The organism is Streptomyces sp. NRRL S-1813, assembly GCF_000719605.1.
Lineage (GTDB): Bacteria > Actinomycetota > Actinomycetes > Streptomycetales > Streptomycetaceae > Streptomyces > Streptomyces decoyicus.
The window spans coordinates 35,348-56,686 of record NZ_JOHB01000001.1 but is presented as its reverse complement, the minus strand read 5'-3'; the positions used below and the strand labels follow the sequence as shown (position 1 = coordinate 56,686).

The following is a 21,339-nucleotide window of genomic DNA, read 5'->3' as shown; positions in this document are numbered from 1 at the left end:
GCACAGGCTGAGCGGCGGCGTCATCAGGCGGTCGGTGGGATCACTCCGACCCGGCGGGTGGGGTCACTCCCACTCGATGGTGCCCGGGGGCTTGCTGGTGACATCGAGGACGACGCGGTTGACGTCGGCGACCTCGTTGGTGATGCGGGTGGAGATCCGCGCCAGCACGTCGTACGGCATCCGGGTCCAGTCCGCGGTCATCGCGTCCTCGGAGGACACCGGGCGCAGCACGATCGGGTGGCCGTACGTACGGCCGTCGCCCTGGACGCCGACCGAGCGGACATCGGCGAGCAGGACCACCGGGCACTGCCAGATCTCGCGGTCCAGACCGGCCGCGGTCAGCTCCTCGCGGGCGATGGCGTCGGCCTCGCGCAGCAGGTCCAGACGCTCCTTGGTGACCTCGCCGACGATGCGGATGCCGAGGCCGGGGCCGGGGAACGGCTGGCGGTGGACGATCTCGTCCGGCAGGCCGAGCTCGGAGCCGACCATCCGGACCTCGTCCTTGAACAGCTGCCGCAGCGGCTCGACGAGCTGGAACTCGATGTCGTCGGGGAGCCCGCCGACGTTGTGGTGCGACTTGATGTTGGCGGTGCCCGTGCCGCCGCCGGACTCGACGATGTCCGGGTAGAGCGTGCCCTGGACCAGGAACGCGACTTCCTCGCCCTCGGCGCCGGCCTCGGCGACCAGCTCGGCCTGGGCCTGCTCGAAGACGCGGATGAACTCGCGTCCGATGATCTTCCGCTTCTGCTCGGGGTCGCTGACCCCGGCCAGCGCGGTCAGGAAGCGCTCCTCGGCGTCGACGACCTTCAGCTGGACGCCGGTGGCGGCCACGAAGTCCTTCTCGACCTGCTCGGACTCGCCCTTGCGCTGGAGGCCGTGGTCGACGTAGACGCAGGTCAGCTGGTCGCCGATGGCCTTCTGCACGATGGCCGCGGCCACCGAGGAGTCCACGCCGCCGGACAGCGCGCAGATGGCGCGCTTGGTGCCGACCTGGGCGCGGATCGCGGCGACCTGCTCCTCGACCACGCTGGTGGTGGTCCAGCTCGGCTCGATGCCCGCGCCGCGGTAGAGGAAGTGCTCCAGGACCTGCTGGCCGTGCGTGGAGTGCATGACCTCGGGGTGGTACTGGACGCCGTAGAGCTTCTTCTCGTCGTTCTCGAAGGCGGCGACCGGCACCACGTCCGTGGACGCGGTGACCGTGAAGCCCTCGGGGGCGGCGGAGCAGGCGTCGCCGTGCGACATCCACACCGGCTGCTCGGCGGGCGTGCCCTCGAAGAGGGTGGAGCCGGGGCGGGAGACGGTCAGGGGGGTACGGCCGTACTCACGGGCGCCGGTGTTGTCGACGGTGCCACCAAGGGTGGTGGCCATGAGCTGGAATCCGTAGCACATTCCGAAGACCGGGACACCGGCCTCGAAGAGCGAGCGGTCGAGGCTGGGGGCGTCTTCGGCGTAGACCGACGAGGGACCGCCGGAGAGGATGATCGCCTTCGGGTTCTTGGCGAGCATCTCCGCCACCGGCATGGTGGACGGCACGATCTCGCTGTAGACCCGGGCCTCACGGACCCGTCGGGCGATGAGCTGGGCGTACTGTGCGCCGAAGTCGACTACGAGGACGACGTCCGGGGCAGCGGCAGGGGGCGCTGATGGCACTTCGGCGGCCTTCCGGCGGTGTGGAGCAGGGGTTGGACTTTCGATTCTAACGGGCTCATACTGAGCCCCATGTCCAAGCAGCTGACCTTCGTCTTTACCTATGGCACCGGCCCGTCCGGCTGCCATGGTCGTGCTGCTTGATCCACTGACAAGCAACTTCCCAGGCGCCCCGGGCCGAAATGGTCCGGGGCGCCTGCGTCTGTCGGGACCGATCAGCGGCTCCGGGGCCACTCACCCCAGGAGAGACGACATGAGCACCGAGACCCACACCACCACCGCACCCGCCCCCGGCACCGGCGCCCACACGCCCGAGGCGGCCGGGATCATCAGCGACGCCCGGCAGCGGATCGACGATCTCGACGGCCGGATCATCGGCCTCGTACAGGAACGGATGGCCGTCTCGGCCGTCATCCAGCGCGAGCGCCTCACCTCCGGCGGACGCCGGGTGAACCTCTCCCGCGAGATGGAGATCCTCGACCACTACCGCGGCCAGCTCGGCAAGCCGGGCACCGCGCTGGCCATGACCCTGCTGGAGCTGTCCCGGGGCCAGATCTGAGGCGGGCGGGAAGCGGGGAGGGCGGCCGCCCCCGGGAGCGCGGACGCCCCGGGAGCACGGCCGGCCGGGGACGGCCGGCACGTCGCTGCCGGATACCGGATAACCGATGGCTGGATCCGGACGGTGTTCGGGCGGCTCCGGGGACGGCGGGCCCGGGGCCCTGCGTGGCTGGATCTGGACGGCATACGGTCGGTTTCCGGGCCGCTCGGGGCGCGTGGTCAGGGTGCATGCGCCCCGGCGCAGCTGCCGGATCCGCGTTCGGTTGCCGACTCACCCGTACGGCGCGTGACCGGCCGCTGCGAGGCTTCGTTGTTCCCGGTGCCACGCCAGCCAGGCGCGGACTTGCAGGACTACGCGTAGCCGCCGCCCCACGGGCGGAAACCCGGAGCGATGAGACGCCGGCCGCTTGCCGCGGCCCGCGTCGTGGGACCTCACTCCGGTGCCGTGGCCGGTCAGCAGGGGACAGCAGCCCGGTCACATCCGATGGGGTGGTCGGTCCTGGGGACGCCCGGGACCGACCGCATCCGGTCGAAACGGTTGCGCCAGGTGAGGCGTATCCAGGACGATGCTTGACGAACGACCTACCGCATCCGGTATGGACTTTTGCACTGCCATGGGTCCGGCCCGCGCGGTATCCGCACCCGCACGCACCACCCCAAGAGCCAGCGGCGCTACCCCCCCCCCAGCGCCGCCCGTCGGTGCCGGCGCTGCCCTGACGCCGGCACCGAAAGCAAAGGGCCCCGTGGCCGTCCGCACCCCCCTCGCGGACGGTGTCCGGGGCCCTTCGCTGTGCCGGGAGTGCGCCCGGCGCACGGCCCCTCGCGGGGGCCCGTTCTGTGCGCCGCCTGTGGGTTTCCTGTGAGGCCGCTGTGACGGATGTGACCGTCATCACTGGCGCATTTTTATTTGAGTGGACAACCTTTTTTGGCCATGGCCGGTCATGTACCTGCAATCGCACGGCCCTACCGCGCCCCACCGCGACGGCCCGCCACCCACGTGTGCCCCACGGCACTTTGGACCCGAGAGGTCTTCTCGATGAAGCTTCGCCGTGCCCTGACGGCTGCCGCCGCGACGGCCGTCATAGCCCCCGCCGCCCTGCTGGCGGCCCCTGCCGCGTTCGCGACCGGCCCCGACACCGAGGCCGGCGTGAGCGCCGAGCCGACCCCGGGCACCCCCGGCTCGGACCCGTCCGACGACACCACCACGCAGCCGGAGACCCCGGGCACCGGTGACGAGACCGCGCCGGGCGACGACACCCCGGGCGACGACACCGAGTCCGGCGGCCAGACCGGGAACGGGGACGACACCGGGCCGGCCACCCCGGCCACCCCGGCCACCCCTGGCGGCGGCACCGAGCCCAGCGACTCCGCCGAGCCCTCCACCCCGGCCGAGCCCACCGATCCGGGCGAGCCCGGGGACGAGCCCGACTGCACGGTCGACGACGCCGCCATCAAGGTGACCGTCGCCGGCCTGCCCTCCAAGCTCGTCGCGGGCGGCGGCTGGAAGGGCTTCAGCGTGCACCTCGCCAACACCACGGACCACACGCTGGACGAGGTCTACCCGGTCATCTACGCGGTGCCGACCGGGAACTTCGAGCACCCCAAGTCGCAGCTCGACCTGGAGTACCAGAACCCGGACACCGGCAAGTGGACCTCGTTCGACGAGTGGACCGACGGCCAGTACTTCGGCTGGTTCCAGCTCGACGCGCACCGGACCGCGCAGCTCAAGCTGCGGATCCGCGCCGACAAGGGCGCCGAGGCCGGTGACGGCTTCGCGCTGGTGGCGGGCGACTACCGGAACAAGGACGGCTCCTGCGGCTGGTCCGAGGAGCAGTGGTACGACTTCACGATCCTGCCCGCCGGCAGCAAGCCGGGCGAGATCCCGCCGGCCAAGCCCGGCAAGCCCGGCAAGCCCGGCAAGCCCGGCAACAAGCCCGGTACGCAGGGCGGCGGGAAGCCGGTCAACACCACCGAGCCGAAGGACGGCATGGCCAAGCTGCCGGTGACCGGCAACCTCGCCGAGACCGGTGCCTCCTCCGCGCTGCCCACCATCGGCATCGTGGGCGGTGTCGCCATGGCCGTGGGTGCGGGCGCCATTTTCGTGGTCCGGCGTCGTAAGACGGACGGTGCCGTCGCCGCGTAACGGCGGGCGCCCCCGAGGAGAGCCGCACCCGGGCCGGGTGCGGCTCTCCGTCGTGCGCGGGCAACCGCCCTACGTCAGGGACTTCTTCGGCGGTACCGGCGGGACGGCCACGAACGGCAGGGTCAGCGCGCCGAACGCCTCTCGGGGGACGGCGGGGCGGACCGGCTCGACGGGGGCCAGCCGCTGGTAGGCCCGGCCCTGGGCGGGGCGCGGGTCGGGCTCGCCCTTGTTGGGCCACAACGACATCGCGCGCTCGGCCTGCGCGGTGATCGTCAGGGACGGGTTGACGCCGAGGTTGGCGGAGACAGCGGCGCCGTCGACGACCGAGATGCCCGGGTGGCCGTAGAGGCGGTGGTAGGGGTCGATGACACCGGAGTCGCCCGAGTCTCCGATCGGGCAGCCGCCGAGGAAGTGCGCGGTGAGCGGAGTGCCCATCAGCTCCCCGATGTTGGAGCCCGCGAAGCCGTTGATCTCCTCGGACAGCAGCGTCGCCGCCTGGGTGGCCTCGGGGATCTGGTTCGGGTTCGGGGCCCCGTGGCCCTGGCGTGCGGTGAGCAGGCCCTTGCCCAGCCCCTTCGGCTTCCGGTACGTCGTCAGGGAGTTGTCGAGGGACTGCATGACCAGGCCGATGATGGTCCGCTCCGACCAGCGGCGGTTGGAGAGCGAGCGGAGCGCCAGCCAGGGGTGGCGGGCCACGTTGCCCAGCCAGCCCGCGACGCGTCCGGTGGGCCGGTAGGGAACCTGGAGGATCGTCATGCCACCCATCGCGTTGGAGCCCTTGCCGTAGCGCACCGGCTCGATGTGGGTGTTCTCGTCGGGGTGGATCGACGACGTGATCGCCACGCCTTTGGTGAAGTCGGCCTTCTGGGCACCGTGCCGCTTGCGGTAGCGGCGGTTGTCGGTCTGCGCACCCACCAGCGCCTCGGAGTTGGTACGGGTCAGCGAGCCGAGCCGGCCGGAGAGGTACGGGAGCCGTCCGCTGTCCTTCATACGGTGCAGCAGGCTCTGTGTGCCGTAGGTGCCGGCCGCGATGATCACGCGCCGGGCCGTGAACGTACGGCCCGCGCCCTTCTTCTTGTTGTCGGTCGGCAGCGTGCTGACGGCGAAGCCGCCGCGGGAGTCCTCGGTGAGCGCGACGACGGAGGTCATCGGGTGGATGACGGCTCCCGCCCGCTCGGCGAGGTAGAGGTAGTTCTCGTTGAGGGTGTTCTTCGCGCCGTGGCGGCAGCCCGTCATGCACTCGCCGCACTCGGTGCACGCCTTGCGGGAGGGGCCCGCACCACCGAAGTACGGGTCCGCGACCTCTTCCCCGGGCGCCGCCTTCGCGGCTGCGGCCCCCTCCTCGCCGACGGCGTCCCGGCCGTCCCCGAAGAACACCCCGACCGGCGCCATGTGGAAGGAGTCGCCGACGCCCATGGCCTGCGCGGTCGCCTTCAGATGTACATCGGACGGCGTCATCGTGGGGTTGAGCCGTACGCCCAGCATCCGCTGGGCCTGGTCGTAGTACGGCTTCAGCTCCGCCTGCCAGTCGGTGATGTGCTTCCACTGCGGGTCGTCGAAGAACGGCTCGGGCGGTACGTAGAGGGTGTTGGCGTAGTTCAGCGAACCCCCGCCGACCCCGGCACCCGCCAGGACCATGACATTCCCCAGCAGGTGGATGCGCTGGATGCCGTAGAGGCCGAGGGCAGGGGCCCACAGATAGCTCTTGAGGTCCCAGGAGTTCTTCGGGAGCGTCTCGCGGGTGAAGCGGCGGCCGGCTTCGAGGACGCCGACGCGGTAGCCCTTCTCGGTCAGCCGGAGTGCGGAGACCGAGCCGCCGAAGCCGGAGCCGACGACGAGCACGTCGTAGTCGTACCCGTCGTCCTGGGAGCCGTCGGCGTCAGGGGCATCGTGGGTGTCATGGGCGTCCCGGTCGCCGTTCCGGTCCTGATTTCGGGCAGAGTTCTCCTGGGGCACTGGCTCTCCCTGCTGAATTGTTAGCGGAGTCGGAACGCCTTCATCGCGCGCAAACTGCGGGTCATGAACTGTGCGTACTTCTCATCGGTCATCCCGAAGGACGGCGCGAGCGGCATCAGCCGCTGCTGGGCGACGGTCTGCGCCTCGGTGTACTTGAGGATGCCCTCGGAGCCGTGCCGGCGGCCCAGGCCCGAGTCCCCCATGCCGCCCATCGGCGCCTGCACACTGCCGTAGCCGGCCGCGTAGGACTCATTGACGTTGACCGTGCCCGTCCGCAGCCGGGCGGCGATCGCGCGGCCGCGGCGGCCGTCCTTGGTCCAGACGCTGGAATTCAGGCCGTACGGCGTGGCGTTGGCGAGCGCCACCGCCTCGTCCTCGTCGCTGAAGCGATAGATCGAGACGACCGGGCCGAAGGTCTCCTCGCCGCAGACCGCCATCGGGGCCTGGACGCCGTCGAGGATGGTCGGCTCGTAGAAGAGCGGGCCGATGTCGGGGCGGGGGCGGCCGCCGGCGACCAGCTCGGCGCCCTTGGCGACGGCCTCCTCGACATGGCGGGTGACGGTCTCCAGCTGGCGCTCGCCGACCAGCGAGCCCATGTCGGCGCCGTAGGCGAGGGAGTTGCCCAGCCGCATCGCCTTCGTCCGGGCGGCGAACCGCTGGAGGAAGTCGTCGGCGATGGACTCGTGGACGTACAGCCGCTCGATGGAGATGCACAGCTGGCCCGCGGAGGAGAAGCAGCCGCGGACCGCGCCGGACGCGGCCTTCTCCACATCGGCGTCCTGGAGCACCAGCATGGCGTTCTTGCCGCCGAGTTCGAGGGAGACGCCGACCAGGCGGGCGGCCGCGCCCTGTGCGACCTCGCGGCCCGTACGGGTCGAGCCGGTGAAGGAGACATAGTCGGCGTGCTCGACGACGGCGGGGCCGACGACCGGACCCTCCCCGAGCACGACCTGCCAGACGTCCTCCGGCAGCCCGGCCTCGATGAGCTGCTCACGGGCCCACAGCGCGGTCAGCGCGGTCTCCGTGTCGGGCTTCATGACGACGGCGTTGCCCGCGACGAAGGCCGGCAGGGCGTCGCCCACGGACAGCTCGAAGGGGTAGTTCCAGGGGGCGATCTGCCCGACGACGCCCCGGGGCTGGCGGAGTTCGGTGACCTTGGTGAGGGTCGGTACGACGCCGGTGCGGGCCTTGGGCTTGAGGTAGGCGTGGGCCTTGCGGCCGTAGTGGCGGGCGGTGACGGTGACCGCCTGCACCTCCTCATGGGCGTGCAGCCGCGCCTTGCCGGTCTCCAGCTGGATCAGGTCGAGCACCTCGGCCTGGCGGCGCAGCACCAGGTCGTGGAAGCGGAGCAGGACCGCGGCGCGCTGCTTGACCGGGACCCTGGCCCAGCGCTCCTGGGCGGCACGGGCCCGCTCGAAGGCGGTGGCGACGTCCTCGGGGGTGGACTCCGGCAGGTCGGCCAGCTTCTCCCCGGTGAACGGGGTGTGGTTGGCGGTGCGGCCTCCCCCACCCACCACACCGCGGGTGAGCCGGGCGGCGACCTCGGGCGTGACCACGTCCGCCGCCGTACGGGCGCCTGCCGGGGCAGGGGCCACCGGGTTGCCCTCGACGGGCGCGGCGGGGGCCTCGTCGGCGGCGGTTGCTGCGGGGGCTGCGGGAGCCTCGGCGGGGGCCTCGTCGGCGGCGGTGGGGGCTGTTCCGGTGTCCTGCGAGTCCGTCATGTCGGCGAGCGTATTCCTCCCCGGACGCTTTGTGTACCCGGGAGTAATGAGTTTTCACGCCGTACGCACAATCGCGCCAGTGTTCGCTGGCCGCAAGGGTGCCGGCCTGGGACGACCGGGAGGCCGGGGTCAGGCCCCGGGCAGCCGGAACGCGTCGAGCGCGGTGTCGAAGTGCCGCTCGGCCTCGGTGCGCGAGCCGACCGGGGAGGAGATCCACACGTCGATCATCTTGCCGCCCTCGTCCCAGCTGAGGTCGTAGGTGTACCGGGGGCCGCCGTCCTGGGCGCCGCCGTCCCAGACGAACTCCCAGCGTCCGGCCCGGAGTCCGTTGTGGGTGGTCTCGGTGACCTGCCCCTGACGGTAGCCGGGGTAGTGGACGGGGCCCTCCGCGTCCGCCGTACGCATCGCGCCCAGCGGCCCCTCCGGCACCCGCTTCTGCAACTGGATGCCGATGCGGAACCGCTTGCCCTGGGAGGAGTAGTAGACGCGCTCGTTCTCGTACGAGCGTGTGAAGCCGTCCGGTACGGCGAGCACGAAGCCGGCCGGGTCGTTGACGAGGCGGTAGCCGGCCGGGACCTTGCCGCTGGCACCGGGGGACGGCGACGAGGTGGCCGAGGCGGTGGGCTTCGCCGTGCCGGGGCCGGTGGGCCGCGTCGGCCCGGCGTCCGAGGCCTGCTGGGAGCGGCTGGGCCGGCCGCGCCCGTCGGAGCCGTCGCCGGCCCCGCTGCCCTGCATCAGCAGGACGGCGATGCCCGCGCCCGCGCCGCCGATCAGCACCGCCGCGAGCGCCACCAGCAGGACGGTGCGGGTGCGGCCGGTGTGCGGGCGGGCGGCCGCGGCCAGCGCCCGGTCGTCGAGCGCCGCACGGATCGGCGCGGCCGGGCCGCGGCCGCCCGCCCGTCTTCCCGTACGCCCGGCGCCGCCTCCGTCGGACACCCCGGCCGGGCCGGCGGGGGAAGGCGGCGTATCCGCGGTGAGGGGGTCCTCGCCGGGCGGGTGCTCGCCGGACGGGTGCTCGCCGGACGGGTGCTCGCCGGACGGGTGCTCGCCGGCCCGGTGTTCATGGGGCGGGTGCTGGTGGGGACGGTGCTCGTTGGGCGGCTGCTCGTCGGGCAGGCCGCCGCCGGGGCCGTCGTACGGGGAGGTGTGGGCGTCGGGGCCGGGGTGGCGCGGAGTCGCCGGGTCGCCGGGGCGGTGCCCGCCCGGTGTCGGGGAGCCGCTCGGTGTCGGCGATTCGCCCGCTCCCGGCGGTCCGCCCGGTCCCGTCGAGCTGCCCGCTCCCGGCGATCCGGCCGCTCCCCCGGCCCCCTTCGGCCCCGCCGGTCCGCTCGTTCCCGCTTCCGCTTCCGCCCCCGCCACCGCCTCCGCGGCCTCCGCGGCCAGGCCCGTTGCCCCGCCGCCGAGACCGTGACCCGGGAAGCGGCCGGGGCTGGGCCCGTGCCCCCCGTGCCCGCCCGTTCCGCGCTCCGGCGCGCGGCCCGACTGGAGATAGCCGCGCAGCAGCCGCTCCGTTTCGCCCGCCCCCAGGCGGCGCCCCGTGTCCCGCTCCAGCAACCCGTGCACGACGGCGTGCAACGGGCGGGCGGCCTCGGGGAGTTCGATCTCGTCGTACACGACGGCATGCAGCACACCGCCCAACGAGTCGCGGCGGAACGGCGATTCGCCGCTGAGCGCGACACACAGCAGCACCCCGAGCGACCAGAGATCGGCCTCGGGACCGGCGCCGCGGCCGGCCATCCGCTCCGGCGCGGTGTATTCGGGTGAGCCGACAAAGCCGCCGGCGTCGGTCAGGGTCGTGACGCCGGGGACCTGGGCGATACCGAAGTCGGTGAGCACGACGCGGCCGCTGCCCGGCTCCATCAGAACGTTCGCGGGCTTGATGTCGCGGTGCAGCACCCCGAGGGCGTGCGCGGCGTGCAGCGCGCCCAGCAGCGCGACGCCGATCCGGGCGGCCTCGCGCGGTGCGACCGGTCCGCCGCTCTGGAGCCGGTCGGCCAGCGACGGGCCCTCCACCAGCTCCATCACGATCCACGGCCGGCCGTCCTGCTCGACGACGTCATGGACGACAATCACATTGGGGTGCTTGATCCGGGCGACCGTCCGTGCCTCGCGCATCGCCCGCTCGCGCTGCACCCGCGCCTCGGTCTCGGTCGTCCCCTCGTCCAAGTGCAGCTCCTTGACTGCCACTTGGCGCCCAAGGATCTCGTCGGTGGCGCGCCAGACCGTGCCCATTCCGCCGCGTCCCAGCCGTATTCCCAGGCGGTAGCGGCCCCCGATCAGCCGACCCTCGCCCCCGATGATCCCCATGGCTCCATCTTGCCGCACCGGCACCCCACCGGAAGGGCGCACCCCAGGGACCGGCCATGGTCGCCCATGGCCTGACGCCGGCCCGGACCGCTGTGGTCCACTGCTCCCATGGAGGCAGTTGTTGCGAGCGTTGTGGCCGTCATCGGCACCCTGCTGGGTTCCGGCATCACCCATTTCTTCCAGAGCAGGGCGGCCGGGCGCAGCGAGCAGTTCGCCCGCGCCGAGCGGCTGCGGCAGGAACGTATCGATGCGTACTGCGCCTACGCCGGAGCGCTGCTGGACTACCGGCGGGTCCTCGTCCACCGCTGGTTCGTGCTCCACGAGGAGGGCCGCTGCGACGAGGACTCCCCGGAGCTGCGCGAGGAGGTGTACAAGACCCGCTACACCGCCCAAGAAGCCATGTTCCGGGCCCAGATGGTGACGGACGACGCCGAGATACTGGAGCGCAGCGAGCAGGTGATGTCGTCGACGACCGAGCTGCACTGGGCCCGCGACCAGGAGGCCCTCACCGCCCTGCGGACCACCACCCGCCAGGGCATACGGGACTTCATCGCGGCCACCGCCCGGCATGTGCGCTGACCATCCGGAACCCGGACCCCACGGCACACCTGATCGCACGGGACACGGCGCACAACGCCCACCCGGTCACCTGACCGCACATCACACGGCCCACCCGGTCACCTGACCGCACGTCACACGGCCCGCCCGGTCACCTGACCGCACGTCACACGGGTCACCCGACAAACCGACCACACGACACACGGGGTGGAACCTCCACCTGCTCCACCACCGTCCTTGACACAGTGAGGCTGTCGTACGGGAACGACCTGTAGGACGGCTACGAGAGGCGGATCGGGGGTCGGTCGTGGTGATGCAGGACGGTGGAACGGTGGACGTCCGTCCGAGGCCCGATCCGGGCCGGGCCGCCCCGGAGCACAGCGACGCCTACCTCGCGACCGCCCTGTCCCTGGCCGGCTACTCCGGCGTACTGACCGCCTGGACGGTCTACGGAATCCGCCAAGGGGACGGCAACGCCTGGGACTTCCTGGAGGGCATGTTCAACCCGGGCGCCTCCCTCACGACCCAGGTCCTCGGCCCGTACGAGTGGGCCTTGTCCGTCGCGTTCCTGGTGATCGCCGGGCTGGCGCTGGCCCAGCGGCGGGTGGCGCGCTCCGCCGCGCTGCTGTCCGGTTTCGTACTGCTCGCCGTCTCCCTGCGGGAGGGCCTGGGCCTCTTCGACGCCGCCTACCGCGACCAGTACCGCCACGACCCGCTGGGCGGCTGGGCGCTCGCCACCCGCGGTCTGGGGCTGGTGGTGGCGCTGGTGGTGCTGCTCGCGATGTTCCCGGCCACCGAGCGGCGCCGCGGGGTGCACCCGAGCGCTCCAGGAGCGGCGGACGCCCCGGAAGCGTGGTGGCGCCGCTCGTCCCGGATCTGCGGGGTGCTGTTCCTGCTGATGGGCCTGGCACGGATCGGCTGGGCCGTCCGCGATCTGACCGGGGTGGGCACGGGCCACTATCTGCGCGCGGTGGTCGACGGTTCGGTCCTCGGCACGCTCGACCTGGCGGCGCCCACCGAGTTCACCACCGTCGGATCGGTGCTCGCGCTCTTCGTCCTCGGTGCGCTGGCCCTCCCGGGGCGACGGGAAGTGCGCGGCGCCCTCCTGGTGTTCGCGGCGCTGGAGCTGTATGTGACCGTGCGGATGGTCGTCTGGCTGACCGTGACGGACTTCTTCAACCGCTCCTTCGAGACCCCCGAGGGCGCCCTGTCGCTCGCCACGACGGCCTACGCCCTGGCGGCCATGACCTCGGTGGTCGTCCTGGCCGGCGGACGCGGCTTCGGCCCGTACGGCGGCATGCGGACGGAGGGGTTCCGGGCCGCGGCGGTGGGGCGGAACGGGGGGTTGTAGGGGCAGCGTGCCGCGCCGTGCGCAGGCGTACCGTGGTCGGTACGTCCTTCCCGCGGGGGTGGCCATGGAGTTGTTCCAAGAGGAACCCGGTATCGGTGAGCGCATCGCCCGGCTGCGCGCACGCCGGAAGCTGACGCAGGAGGGCCTCGTCGAGCGAGCGGGCCTGTGCGTCGATATCGTCCGCAAACTCGAACAAGGCGTACGCCGGACGGCGCGGCTGACGACGCTCAACGCACTGGCGAGAGCCCTCGACGTGGAGCCGTCCGCACTCGTCGGGCAGCCCGCCACTTTCGAGGTGCGCAGTGAGAGCGAACAGCCCTCCGCCCTGGCGCTGCGCCAAGCCATCTCACCGGTGTCCGACCTGCTGGGCGACGAACCGGACCCCGAGGATCCACCCGGCGCCAGATGGCCGTCGGACTACTGGATCATGCGCAGGCGCTGATCGACGACCCGGCAGTGGATGCACGGCAGTTGCGGTTTTTGTCGGCTCAGCTCAGTGCGGCGCTGCGGGATGCCGTACGCGTCGCCCAGAGCCGGGGCGCACTGTCAGGGAGCGTCGAAGCCCCTCTTGACCAGGGGTTTTAGGGCATGCCAGGACACGTGCCGGACGTGCGGGGGAGATCCCCCTCCGAACCGCCCCCGCACGCGCGCAGCGGCCGCCGCGTGTGGGGGTCGCGGCGGCCGCCAATGTGAACTGCAACGCGTCCTGGGCTTGTGGCCTCTTCAGTGGTGCAGCATGAGAACCACTCTGCCCGTGGGGACCTCCCCGCGGCATCCTCCAGAGGTCGCGGGCTCACCCCCGCCGCTCGGCGGGGGTGCGGGGCCGCCGCAGGGCGGTTCCGGGTGACAGGGAAACGGAACCGCGCGACGCCGGGTGGTTCCGTGAGCTCGGGTGGGTGCGAAGGAGAAAGGGGCGGCCGGTGATCCGTGTCGCTGTGGTGGACGACGAGCGGCTGGTCAGATCCGGACTGCGGATGATTCTGGGGACCGCCCCGGACATCGAGATGGTCGCGGACTGTAGTGGGGCCGAGGCCGTGGAGACCGTGCTGCGGTGCGCGGCCGACGTCGTGCTGCTGGACATCCGGATGCCGGACGTGGACGGGCTGACCGTCCTGCGCCGGCTGCGCGCCGCACCGGAACCGCCGACGGTGGCGATGCTGACCACCTTCGACGCCCAGGAGTATCTGACGGCGGCGCTGCGCGAGGGCGCGGCCGGGTTTCTGCTCAAGGACTCCGATCCGGAACAACTCGTACGGGCCGTACGGACGCTGGCGGAGGGTGGCAGCGTGCTCGATCCGGGTGTCACCCGCGCGGTGATCGGGGGCTATCTGACCGCCGAGGACCAAGCCGCCGCGAACCGGGCGGTGAGCGGGCTGACGCCGCGGGAGTCACAGGTGCTGGCCCTGCTCGGGGAGGGGCTGGGCAACGCCCAGATAGCCGACCGGATGGGGCTCGCCCCCAGTACGGTCAAGGATCATGTGCGCGCCCTGCTGGGCAAATTGGGCGGGATCAACCGCATCCAGGCGGCCATCGTCGCCGACCGCGCCGGTCTGGTGACGGGCGATCCGCGGGGTGCGTGGTGAGAGCCGGGAGCGGGAGCGGCAGACGGGGCGGCGGCCCGCGGGCGGCCGGCCGGGGGGCGGCGGCCCGCGGTACCGCGGTATGGCAGGCCCTGGCACGAGGCGCGGTGGGGCGGCGGCTGCGCAGGATCGCGCCGCTGGCGGTCCCGTTGCTGCTCGCGATCGCCGACGCGATGCTGGTCAACGGCGTCGAGTTCGACCTGGAAGTGGGCGTCTCGATGGTGGCCGCGGCGGCCCTGCTGCTGCGCCGGCGCTTCCCGCTGCTGGTCTTCCTCTTCACCCTCCCCGGGCTCTACATCGGCTACATCTGGTTCGCGCCGATGATCGCGCTCTACACACTGGCCGCCCGCCGGCCCGGCCGGGCCCGGCTCGGCGTCTGTGCGCTGCTGCTGATCGCCGCGCACTTCTTCCCGTATCCGATCTCCGACCTCGAACTCACCGCGTACCGCGAGAACACCCTGGTGCTGATCGACGCGAGCGTCACCTCGGCCGCGCCCATCGCCCTGGGACTGCTGGTGCGCACCCGCCGGGAACTGGCCTCCCGCGTCGAGGATCTGACCCGCAGCCTGCGCCGTGAGGACCGGCTGCTCGCGGACCGGGTCAAGACCACCGAACGCGCCCGGCTCGCCCGCGAGATGCACGACGTGGTGGCCCATCAGGTCAGCCTGATCAGCCTTCAGGCGGGGGCGGTGCAGGTCAGCACGGACGACGCGGAGGCGCGCGCGGGCGCCAGGACCATCCGGGAGCTGTCCGTACGGACGCTGGAGGAACTGCGGCACATGGTGGGCGTGCTGCGGGCGGACGGCGGCGAGGCGGCGGAGGCGCGGGGCCTGGCGCCCCAGCCCGATCTGGAGGAGCTGCCGCGGCTGATCGAGATGAGCGCACTGGATGTGACGTACGAGGGCGGTGTGGTGGCCGGCGGCGCGAGCGGGGCGAAGACGGTGGAGCGCGCGGCCTTCCGCACGGTCCAGGAGGCGCTCACCAACGTCCGCAAGCATGCACCGGGGGCGCACGTGCGGGTGCGGGTGGATCCGGTGGACGCGGTGCGGGGCGAGGGCTCGGACGGGGCGGAGGCGGCCGACGAGAACCGTGCGGCGCACGGGCTGCGGGTGGAGATACGGAACGGGCCGCCGGACGCGACGGCGACGGTCCCCGCGCTTCCCGGGGGCGGGCACGGTCTGGTGGGGCTGCGCGAGCGCGCCCAGAGCCTCGGCGGGACGCTGGAGGCGCGGCGGACCTCCGACGGCGGCTTCGTCGTACGGGCGGAATTCCCGTACGGAGCGGCGTGAATCGGGCCGGCGCGGGCAGAGCGGAGCAGCGGAAGGGCGCGTTGTGCGGCGGCGGGGCCGCATGAGCCGTGAGGCCCGCGAGGCGGAAGCCCGTGAGCCCGAAGGCCGTTGAGCCGGAAGGCCCGTGAGCCCGGAGGCCCGTGCGAGGTGCAGGGCTCGTGTGCACAGGAGGGGCGCGTCCCGGGAGAGGCCTCCCGGCAGGGGCGCGTCCCGGAGGTGTCAGGCGGAGAGCGGTGCGGCCGCCTCATCGACGGCGGTGCGCAGGTCCGGGTAGACCTCGAAGAGCCGCCGTACGCCCAGCGCGGCCAGCACACGGTTGACGTGCGAGCCGTCCACGGCGCCCTGCGCGGGGAGGATCAGCCGCAGCCGCCCCTGACAGGAGCGCATCAGACGGCGGGCGGCGATCAGTACGCCGACACCGCTGGAATCGCAGAACCGCACCTCGGAGAGATCGAGCACCAGTGATCTCCGGCCGTCCGCCACCGCGTCGTGCACATGCTGGCGCACCGCCGGTGACGTGACCAGGTCCATCTCCCCGGACACTTGGAGTACGGCCCAGGGGCCCTTTTCGTCCTCTGCCACCTTCAACGACACGCGCTCGAAGCCTTTCGCTCGCTTTCGTACCGGATGAACCGGACTGCATCCGGAATTCATCCTTCCCCGCTCGACTGCCCGGACCCTCTCCCCTGAAACTCTTCCGAATCCTTGGCGCAACAGGCCGTCCGCCTAAGGCTATGCCCCGACACCCTCAGCTTTTCGCCGACATCCGGTCACACACGGATAACACATCGCCCTATACGGACACGAACGATCAGCATCGATCCGCCGCGATCGGGCATTATCGCCACAAAGGGAGGGCGCGCCGACCGTCAGGGCTTTACCATCCCCGTACCTCTCAGGGCTCGGTTTGCCGCAAAGGAGAGTGAGTTGTCGGACCCGCGCACTACATTCGTTGGCACGGCGGATTCTGTGACGGCGCCCACAGGTCCGGGCAGGTGCGGGTGCAGGAGTGACGGCTGAGGTGTAAGCCCGGACGTGACGGGCAGGGATGGGGATCCGATGGGACACGACGCCCCACCACGGTGGGACAGGCGGATGCAGCAGCGGCTCGCCCACGGCGAGGCCGCAGCGCTGGGCGAGCTCTACGACCGCTTCGCCTCTCTGGTGCACAGCCTCGCCTACCGCGTCCTGGACGACGAGGACGCCGCCGACCGCGTCACCCGCGAGGTGTTCGCCTACGTCTGGGAGCACCCGGATTCCTACGACCCCAAGCAGGGCCCGCTGCGCTCCTGGGTCGCCGGTGTCACCCGCCATCAGGCCGTCCAGCGGCTGCGCCAGACCGAGGCGGCCTCGGCGCGCGACTGCGGGGCCGACGCCCCCGCGCCCGCCGAAATAGAGCAGAAGATCCGCGAGGCCTCCACCGCCGCCCGCGCCGACTTCATCGTCACGTCCATGCCCGCGCCCCTGCGGGCCGCCCTGGAGCTGGCGTACTTCCAGCGCCGCGACTACCGCCAGACCGCCGCCGACCTCGGCGTCACGGAGGACGAGGCCCGGCGCAGGCTCCGCCTGGGCCTCCAGCTGCTGTCCACCGCCCACAACCACCAGGCCCTGCCGCCCGCCCATCGCACCGCACCCACGCCGCGCTCCGCCCCTGCGTCGCCTCACTCACCCCATGCATCGTTGGCGCCCCACAGCCCCCGCCCGTCGCACACCCAGCACACCGGCCCGGGGAACTCCGCACCACCCGGCCCGGGCCGCGGACGGTCCCTGTGAACGGCCCGGACGAGTGGGACGGCCGCGAACTGCCCGGCAGCCCCGGTGAACGGCCGCGGATACCCTCACCGCGCCCCGCTGCCGAGGACCACGGCCCGCTCCCCGACGCCCCGCCGGCCCCCGTCCGCGAGACGGTGGACGACACCGCCGGCGGCCCCCGCGCACCGGAAGCCGAGCCCGTGACCGAGCCACCCGCCCCCTTGCCGCTCCCGCTGCCGGCGCCCGCCCCGCCGCACCGGGTCCTCAAGTCGCTGCTCGGCGCCTGGGCACTGTCGGCCTGCTCGGCCGAGGAGACGACCGCCGTCGAGGCGCATCTGACCGACTGCGCCTCCTGCGCGGACGAAGCGCTGCGGCTGCGCGACGCCGTCGGACTGCTGCACCCCGCCGACAGCCTCGACCTCGATCCGCTGCTGCGCTCCCGCGTGCTGGAGGGCTGTCTGGGCCGCCGGCCGGCCCGTATCCCGGTGCCCGAGTGGGCGACGCCGTACGACGCGGAGACCGCCAAACTGGACGCCCTGCTGCGTGACATGGGCGAGACGGAGTGGCGTGCTCCGGTGCGGCTGCGCTGGTTCGAGGGTGAGCGTCCGGTCGAGCGGGAGACCACCGTCGGCGGTGTCATGGGGCATCTGATGGCGGTGGACGGCCTGGTCGCGACGGCGCTCGGACTGCCGGACCCGCTCGGGACGACCGCCCCGCCGGGCACCCCGGACCCCCTCATCCGTACGGAAACGTTCTGGCGGACGCCGGACGAGGAGCGCAGCCCGCTGGCCCTCCACGCACCATGGCGCGACCAGAGCTATGCGCTGATACGGCAGGTGTCGTTCGCCGGTGACAAGGTCGCCGAACTCGCCGTGCCCTACGGGGACTTCCGGCTCACGCTGCGCGACTCGTTCCTGGACCGCGCCTTCGAGTGCTGGGTGCATGCCGGGGATATTGCGGAGGCCGTGGACTATCCGTACCAGCCCCCGGCCGCCGGGCATCTCCACCGGATGGTCGACCTCGCCGCCCGGCTGCTGCCCAGCGCGCTGGCCGACCGGCGGCGGGCCGGGCTCGCCGCGCCGCCGCGGCGGCTGGTCGAGGCGGGCGCCCCGGGCCGTACGCTCCATCTGGAGGTCGAGGGCAACGGCGGCGGCCACTGGTACATAGCGCTGGATTCACCGGCCGCCCTCGGCACCCCGGACCGCACGGTCGCGCATATCGCCCTGGACAGCGCCGAGTTCTGCCAGCTGGCCGCCGGCCATATCTCCCCCGAGGAGGCCGCCGCGGGCCAGCGCGGCGAGCGTGACGCGATCCGCGACGTCCTCTTCGCGACGGCGTCGCTGTCCCGGCTCTAGACGCTCGCCAGTAAGGGGCGGTCGAACACAGCCCGTAGGGGGTCCGAGCGCCCCCTCGGGGCCACAACGTGCTGGGTGGTGAGGGGTATTCCGCGGTGGCGGAAAGCGCGCTCAGACGGAAGGCGCCCTCGGGCGGAAAGGCACGCTTCGGCGGAAGGCGCGCTCAGGCGAAGACGACCGTCCGGCTGCCGTTGAGCAGCACCCGGCGCTCGCTGTGCCACTTGACCGCCCGTGCCAGCGCCTGGCACTCGACGTCCCGGCCGATCGCCACGAGCTGGTCGGGCGTGACCTCATGGCCGACGCGCTCGACCTCCTGCTCGATGATCGGGCCCTCGTCGAGGTCGGCGGTCACATAGTGCGCGGTGGCACCGATGAGCTTCACACCGCGGGCGTGCGCCTGGTGGTACGGCTTGGCGCCCTTGAAGCTCGGGAGGAAGGAGTGGTGGATGTTGATGATCCGGCCGGACAGCGCCTTGCACAGATCGTCGGAGAGCACCTGCATATAACGGGCGAGCACCACCAGCTCGACGTTCTCCGCCTCCACCAGCTCCAGCAGCTGCGCCTCGGCCTGGGCCTTGGTGTCGCGGGTGACCGCAATGTGGTGGAAGGGGATGTCGTACGAGCCGACCAGCTCGGCGAAGTCGGTGTGGTTGGAGACCACGGCCGCGATCTCGACCGGCAGCGCGCCGATCCGGGAGCGGAAGAGCAGGTCATTGAGGCAGTGCCCGAACTTGGACACCATCAGGACGATGCGCATCTTCTCGTCGGCCCGGTGGATCTGCCAGTCCATGCCGAACGAGTCGCCCACCGCCGCGAAGCTGGCCCGCAGCTTGTCGACGCTCACCGAGGTGTCCGCGCTGAAGTGGACCCGCATGAAGAACAGCCCGGTGTCGTGGTCGCCGAACTGCTGGCTGTCCTCGATGTTGCAGCCGGTGATGAAGAGGTAGCTGGACACGGCGTGCACGATGCCCTGCTTGTCCGGGCAGGACAGGGTGAGGACGTACTGATCGTTCCGGTCGTGCTGACCGGGCTGGGTGGGCTGCGACTCGCTCATGACCTCATAGGGTCGCACACCTGCCGAGCAGGTCAGGCCGGGGCATCCGCCTGACCGGTCATGATGGCCAGTACCTCCAGCGAGCGCGGCGCGGCATCGGGGTCCTCGCCGTCCGCCGTGGCCAGCTGCACATGGGCCTCACGGGCCGCGCGTACGGCCTCCGGCCAGCCCTGGTGCTCCATGTACGCGGTCACGGGGGCGTCCGCGCCGACCTGGTGCATGATCCGCAGCACGCGGAGTACGGCGACATCGACGAGCTGGGCCTCCTGGGAGTCCCGGAAGATCGTGCCGACGTATTTCTCCGCGGACCAGTTGTCCAGCCAGGTGTCCTCGACGAGCCGGTAGACGGCGTCGGTGACATCGCCGTACCCGGGCAGGCCGGCCAGCCAGGCCTCCTGCTGGAAGGCGGGGTCGGAGAGCATGTGCAGCGCGGAGCGCACATTACTGCGCCAGCGCCACCACGGCATGTCGTTGAGTGGCATACCGCCCATGGTGGTCGAGCGGCTGCCGCGACGGGAAGACTTCTCCGAACCTTGCACAGCAATCGATCGTACGTTCTTCACGGATGATCTCAAGCGGCCCCCTGGAGTTCACCTCTACGTCACCAGTCATTGCCTCGTCGTCACCAACCCGTTCCGGGCAGGACGGAAGGGTGCTGTGACATGACCGGACGGCGACGCTCCCTCCCCCGCCCCTTCTCCTCCGCTCCCGCGGTCGCGACCGCTTCGGCGGTGGTGTGCACGGCGGCCATCGCGTCTCTGCTCTCGGGCTGCGGCTCCCTCGCCGGAGCCTCGGAGGATGCCGGGGACAAGGCGCCGATCACGGTGATGACCTGGGCCCCCGACGGCACCAAGGCGACCAATGTGCCGGGAATGCCTGCCATGGCACAGGCCTACGCCCGCTGGGTCAACTCCCGGGGCGGCGTCCGGGGCCACCATCTGAAGGTGCTGACCTGCAACGAGCACAACGACTCGGTGACCGCGGCGCACTGCGCCCAGCGCGCGGTGGACGAGGGCGCGGTCGCCGTCGTCGGCTCGTACAGCCAGTTCGGCCGTTCGTTCATGTCGCCGCTGGAGGTCAAGGGCATCCCCTTCATCGGCGGCTACGGCGCCTCGGACGAGGAGTTCGAGAGCCCGCTGTCCTACCCCGTCAACGGCGGCCAGGCCTCCCTGCTGGCCGGCAACGGCCGCCAGCTGGCGCGCGACTGCAAGCGCGTCGCGCTGGTCCGGCCGGACACCATCCAGGGCGATCAGATGCCGTCCCTGCTCAACTCCGGTCTGGAGAGCGGCCATCGGCACCCGGCCAAGGACATCAAGGCGCCCGAGGACGGCACCGACTACTCGTCCGAGGTGAAACGCGCGCTGGCCGGTGCGGGCGCCGACCCGGTCGTCTACGGCACGGCGGCGGCCGGCGGAAAGGCACCCGGCTCCTGTGTGACCGCCTCGCTCGGCGACCACACGGACGCGTTCTTCGACTCGTTCCGGCGGCTCCAGGAGGACAGCCCCAAGGTGCAGGTCGCCTCCGTCCTGGGCAGCGTCGGCCAGTCGCTGCTGAACCGTACCGGCGGCAGGTCCGGGCCGCTGGAGGACGCGGACATCACCGGCTGGTACCCGGTCGCCCACGATCCGCGCTGGGATCCGATGCGCAAGGTCATCAACGACTTCGCCTTCGGCGACAACCGCATCGACGCGGCCGACCAGGGCGTCCAGACGACCTGGATCGCCTACACCGTGCTGCGCTCCTTGATCGAGCAGCTCGACGACGCGGGCGTCGAGGACGTCACCCCGAACGCCCTCCAGACGACCCTGGACCGCGGTGACCACGCCGTCGACACCGGCGGGCTGACCCCGAAGCTGCGGTGGCGGGACGACGACATGCTCGCCGTCCAGGACTTCCCGCGCATCGTGAACGGGATGGTGACCTACCAGGTCGTCAGGGACGGCGAGTTGACCGCCGCCAAGGACGGCTTCGTGAACGTCACCAAGACGCTGGAGCGGCGGCGCACGGACAGCTGAGCGGGCGGGCCGCTGAGCGGGCGGGGCGAGGCCGGGCGGGCGGCCCGGTGGCG

General features: G+C 72.1%; 16 protein-coding genes and 1 pseudogene. 10 read left to right on the top strand and 7 right to left on the bottom strand.

The window, feature by feature from the left end; translation table 11 throughout:
* Nucleotides 1-63: 63 nt before the first annotated feature.
* Nucleotides 64-1,650 (bottom strand): glutamine-hydrolyzing GMP synthase, encoded by a 1,587-nt coding sequence (gene guaA / locus IF67_RS0100225; protein ID WP_030981121.1) that lies wholly within the window; start codon nt 1,648-1,650, stop codon nt 64-66.
* A 250-nt stretch (nt 1,651-1,900) separates the two neighbouring features.
* On the opposite strand from guaA, the gene IF67_RS0100220 reads away from it, so the two are divergent.
* Nucleotides 1,901-2,206 carry a chorismate mutase gene (locus IF67_RS0100220; RefSeq protein ID WP_030981120.1) on the top strand — a complete coding sequence of 102 codons (306 nt, stop codon included), beginning with the start codon at nt 1,901-1,903 and terminating at the stop codon, nt 2,204-2,206.
* A 1,035-nt stretch (nt 2,207-3,241) separates the two neighbouring features.
* A complete protein-coding gene (locus tag IF67_RS0100215) occupies nt 3,242-4,348 on the top strand; it encodes an LAETG motif-containing sortase-dependent surface protein (RefSeq protein WP_030981119.1) in 1,107 nt (368 codons plus the stop codon).
* A gap of 69 nt (nt 4,349-4,417) precedes the next feature.
* Here the strand turns inward: IF67_RS0100215 and IF67_RS0100210 are convergent, their stop codons facing one another.
* The 3 genes from IF67_RS0100210 to IF67_RS46120 all read right to left on the bottom strand — a co-directional run bounded on the left by IF67_RS0100210 (nt 4,418) and on the right by IF67_RS46120 (nt 10,332).
* The gene (locus IF67_RS0100210; RefSeq protein WP_030981118.1) at nt 4,418-6,304 is read right to left on the bottom strand and encodes a GMC oxidoreductase; all 1,887 of its coding nucleotides are present in this window, start codon (nt 6,302-6,304) and stop codon (nt 4,418-4,420) included.
* A gap of 20 nt (nt 6,305-6,324) precedes the next feature.
* The gene (locus tag IF67_RS0100205; protein WP_030981117.1) at nt 6,325-8,025 is read right to left on the bottom strand and encodes a succinic semialdehyde dehydrogenase; all 1,701 of its coding nucleotides are present in this window, start codon (nt 8,023-8,025) and stop codon (nt 6,325-6,327) included.
* Nucleotides 8,026-8,154: 129 nt separating this feature from the next.
* Nucleotides 8,155-10,332 (bottom strand): serine/threonine-protein kinase, encoded by a 2,178-nt coding sequence (locus IF67_RS46120; protein WP_037838566.1) that lies wholly within the window; start codon nt 10,330-10,332, stop codon nt 8,155-8,157.
* Nucleotides 10,333-10,440: 108 nt separating this feature from the next.
* On the opposite strand from IF67_RS46120, the gene IF67_RS0100190 reads away from it, so the two are divergent.
* The 5 genes from IF67_RS0100190 (at nt 10,441) to IF67_RS0100170 (ending at nt 15,110) form a co-directional block, all read left to right on the top strand.
* Entirely contained in the window at nt 10,441-10,911 is a 471-nt protein-coding gene (locus tag IF67_RS0100190; protein ID WP_030981116.1) for a hypothetical protein, read from the top strand.
* A gap of 310 nt (nt 10,912-11,221) precedes the next feature.
* A complete protein-coding gene (locus IF67_RS0100185) occupies nt 11,222-12,241 on the top strand; it encodes a hypothetical protein (RefSeq protein WP_234340934.1) in 1,020 nt (339 codons plus the stop codon).
* Nucleotides 12,242-12,305: 64 nt separating this feature from the next.
* The gene (locus IF67_RS0100180) at nt 12,306-12,683 is read left to right on the top strand and encodes a helix-turn-helix domain-containing protein (RefSeq protein WP_030981114.1); all 378 of its coding nucleotides are present in this window, start codon (nt 12,306-12,308) and stop codon (nt 12,681-12,683) included.
* A 478-nt stretch (nt 12,684-13,161) separates the two neighbouring features.
* Nucleotides 13,162-13,824: a response regulator gene (locus tag IF67_RS0100175; RefSeq protein WP_030087368.1), complete on the top strand. Its 663-nt coding sequence runs from the start codon at nt 13,162-13,164 to the stop codon at nt 13,822-13,824.
* Nucleotides 13,821-15,110 (top strand): histidine kinase, encoded by a 1,290-nt coding sequence (locus IF67_RS0100170; RefSeq protein ID WP_078889254.1) that lies wholly within the window; start codon nt 13,821-13,823, stop codon nt 15,108-15,110. The genes IF67_RS0100175 and IF67_RS0100170 overlap by 4 nt, the downstream gene beginning before the upstream one ends.
* 219 nt (nt 15,111-15,329) lie before the next feature.
* Here the strand turns inward: IF67_RS0100170 and IF67_RS0100165 are convergent, their stop codons facing one another.
* A complete protein-coding gene (locus tag IF67_RS0100165; protein WP_030087372.1) occupies nt 15,330-15,704 on the bottom strand; it encodes an STAS domain-containing protein in 375 nt (124 codons plus the stop codon).
* A 465-nt stretch (nt 15,705-16,169) separates the two neighbouring features.
* On the opposite strand from IF67_RS0100165, the pseudogene IF67_RS0100160 reads away from it, so the two are divergent.
* Nucleotides 16,170-16,757: pseudogene (locus IF67_RS0100160) on the top strand (sigma-70 family RNA polymerase sigma factor); the annotation flags it as partial.
* 122 nt (nt 16,758-16,879) lie between these two features.
* Nucleotides 16,880-18,217, top strand: a complete 1,338-nt coding sequence (locus IF67_RS0100155; protein ID WP_030981111.1) for a zf-HC2 domain-containing protein — start codon at nt 16,880-16,882, stop codon at nt 18,215-18,217.
* A gap of 163 nt (nt 18,218-18,380) precedes the next feature.
* Here the strand turns inward: IF67_RS0100155 and purU are convergent, their stop codons facing one another.
* Nucleotides 18,381-19,271: a formyltetrahydrofolate deformylase gene (purU, locus tag IF67_RS0100150; RefSeq protein WP_030981110.1), complete on the bottom strand. Its 891-nt coding sequence runs from the start codon at nt 19,269-19,271 to the stop codon at nt 18,381-18,383.
* A gap of 32 nt (nt 19,272-19,303) precedes the next feature.
* Nucleotides 19,304-19,816, bottom strand: a complete 513-nt coding sequence (locus IF67_RS0100145) for an SCO4402 family protein (RefSeq protein WP_078889253.1) — start codon at nt 19,814-19,816, stop codon at nt 19,304-19,306.
* 117 nt (nt 19,817-19,933) lie between these two features.
* Here IF67_RS0100145 and IF67_RS0100140 point away from each other — a divergent pair, with 117 nt between their 5' ends.
* Nucleotides 19,934-21,286: an ABC transporter substrate-binding protein gene (locus IF67_RS0100140; RefSeq protein ID WP_030981108.1), complete on the top strand. Its 1,353-nt coding sequence runs from the start codon at nt 19,934-19,936 to the stop codon at nt 21,284-21,286.
* Nucleotides 21,287-21,339: the final 53 nt, after the last annotated feature.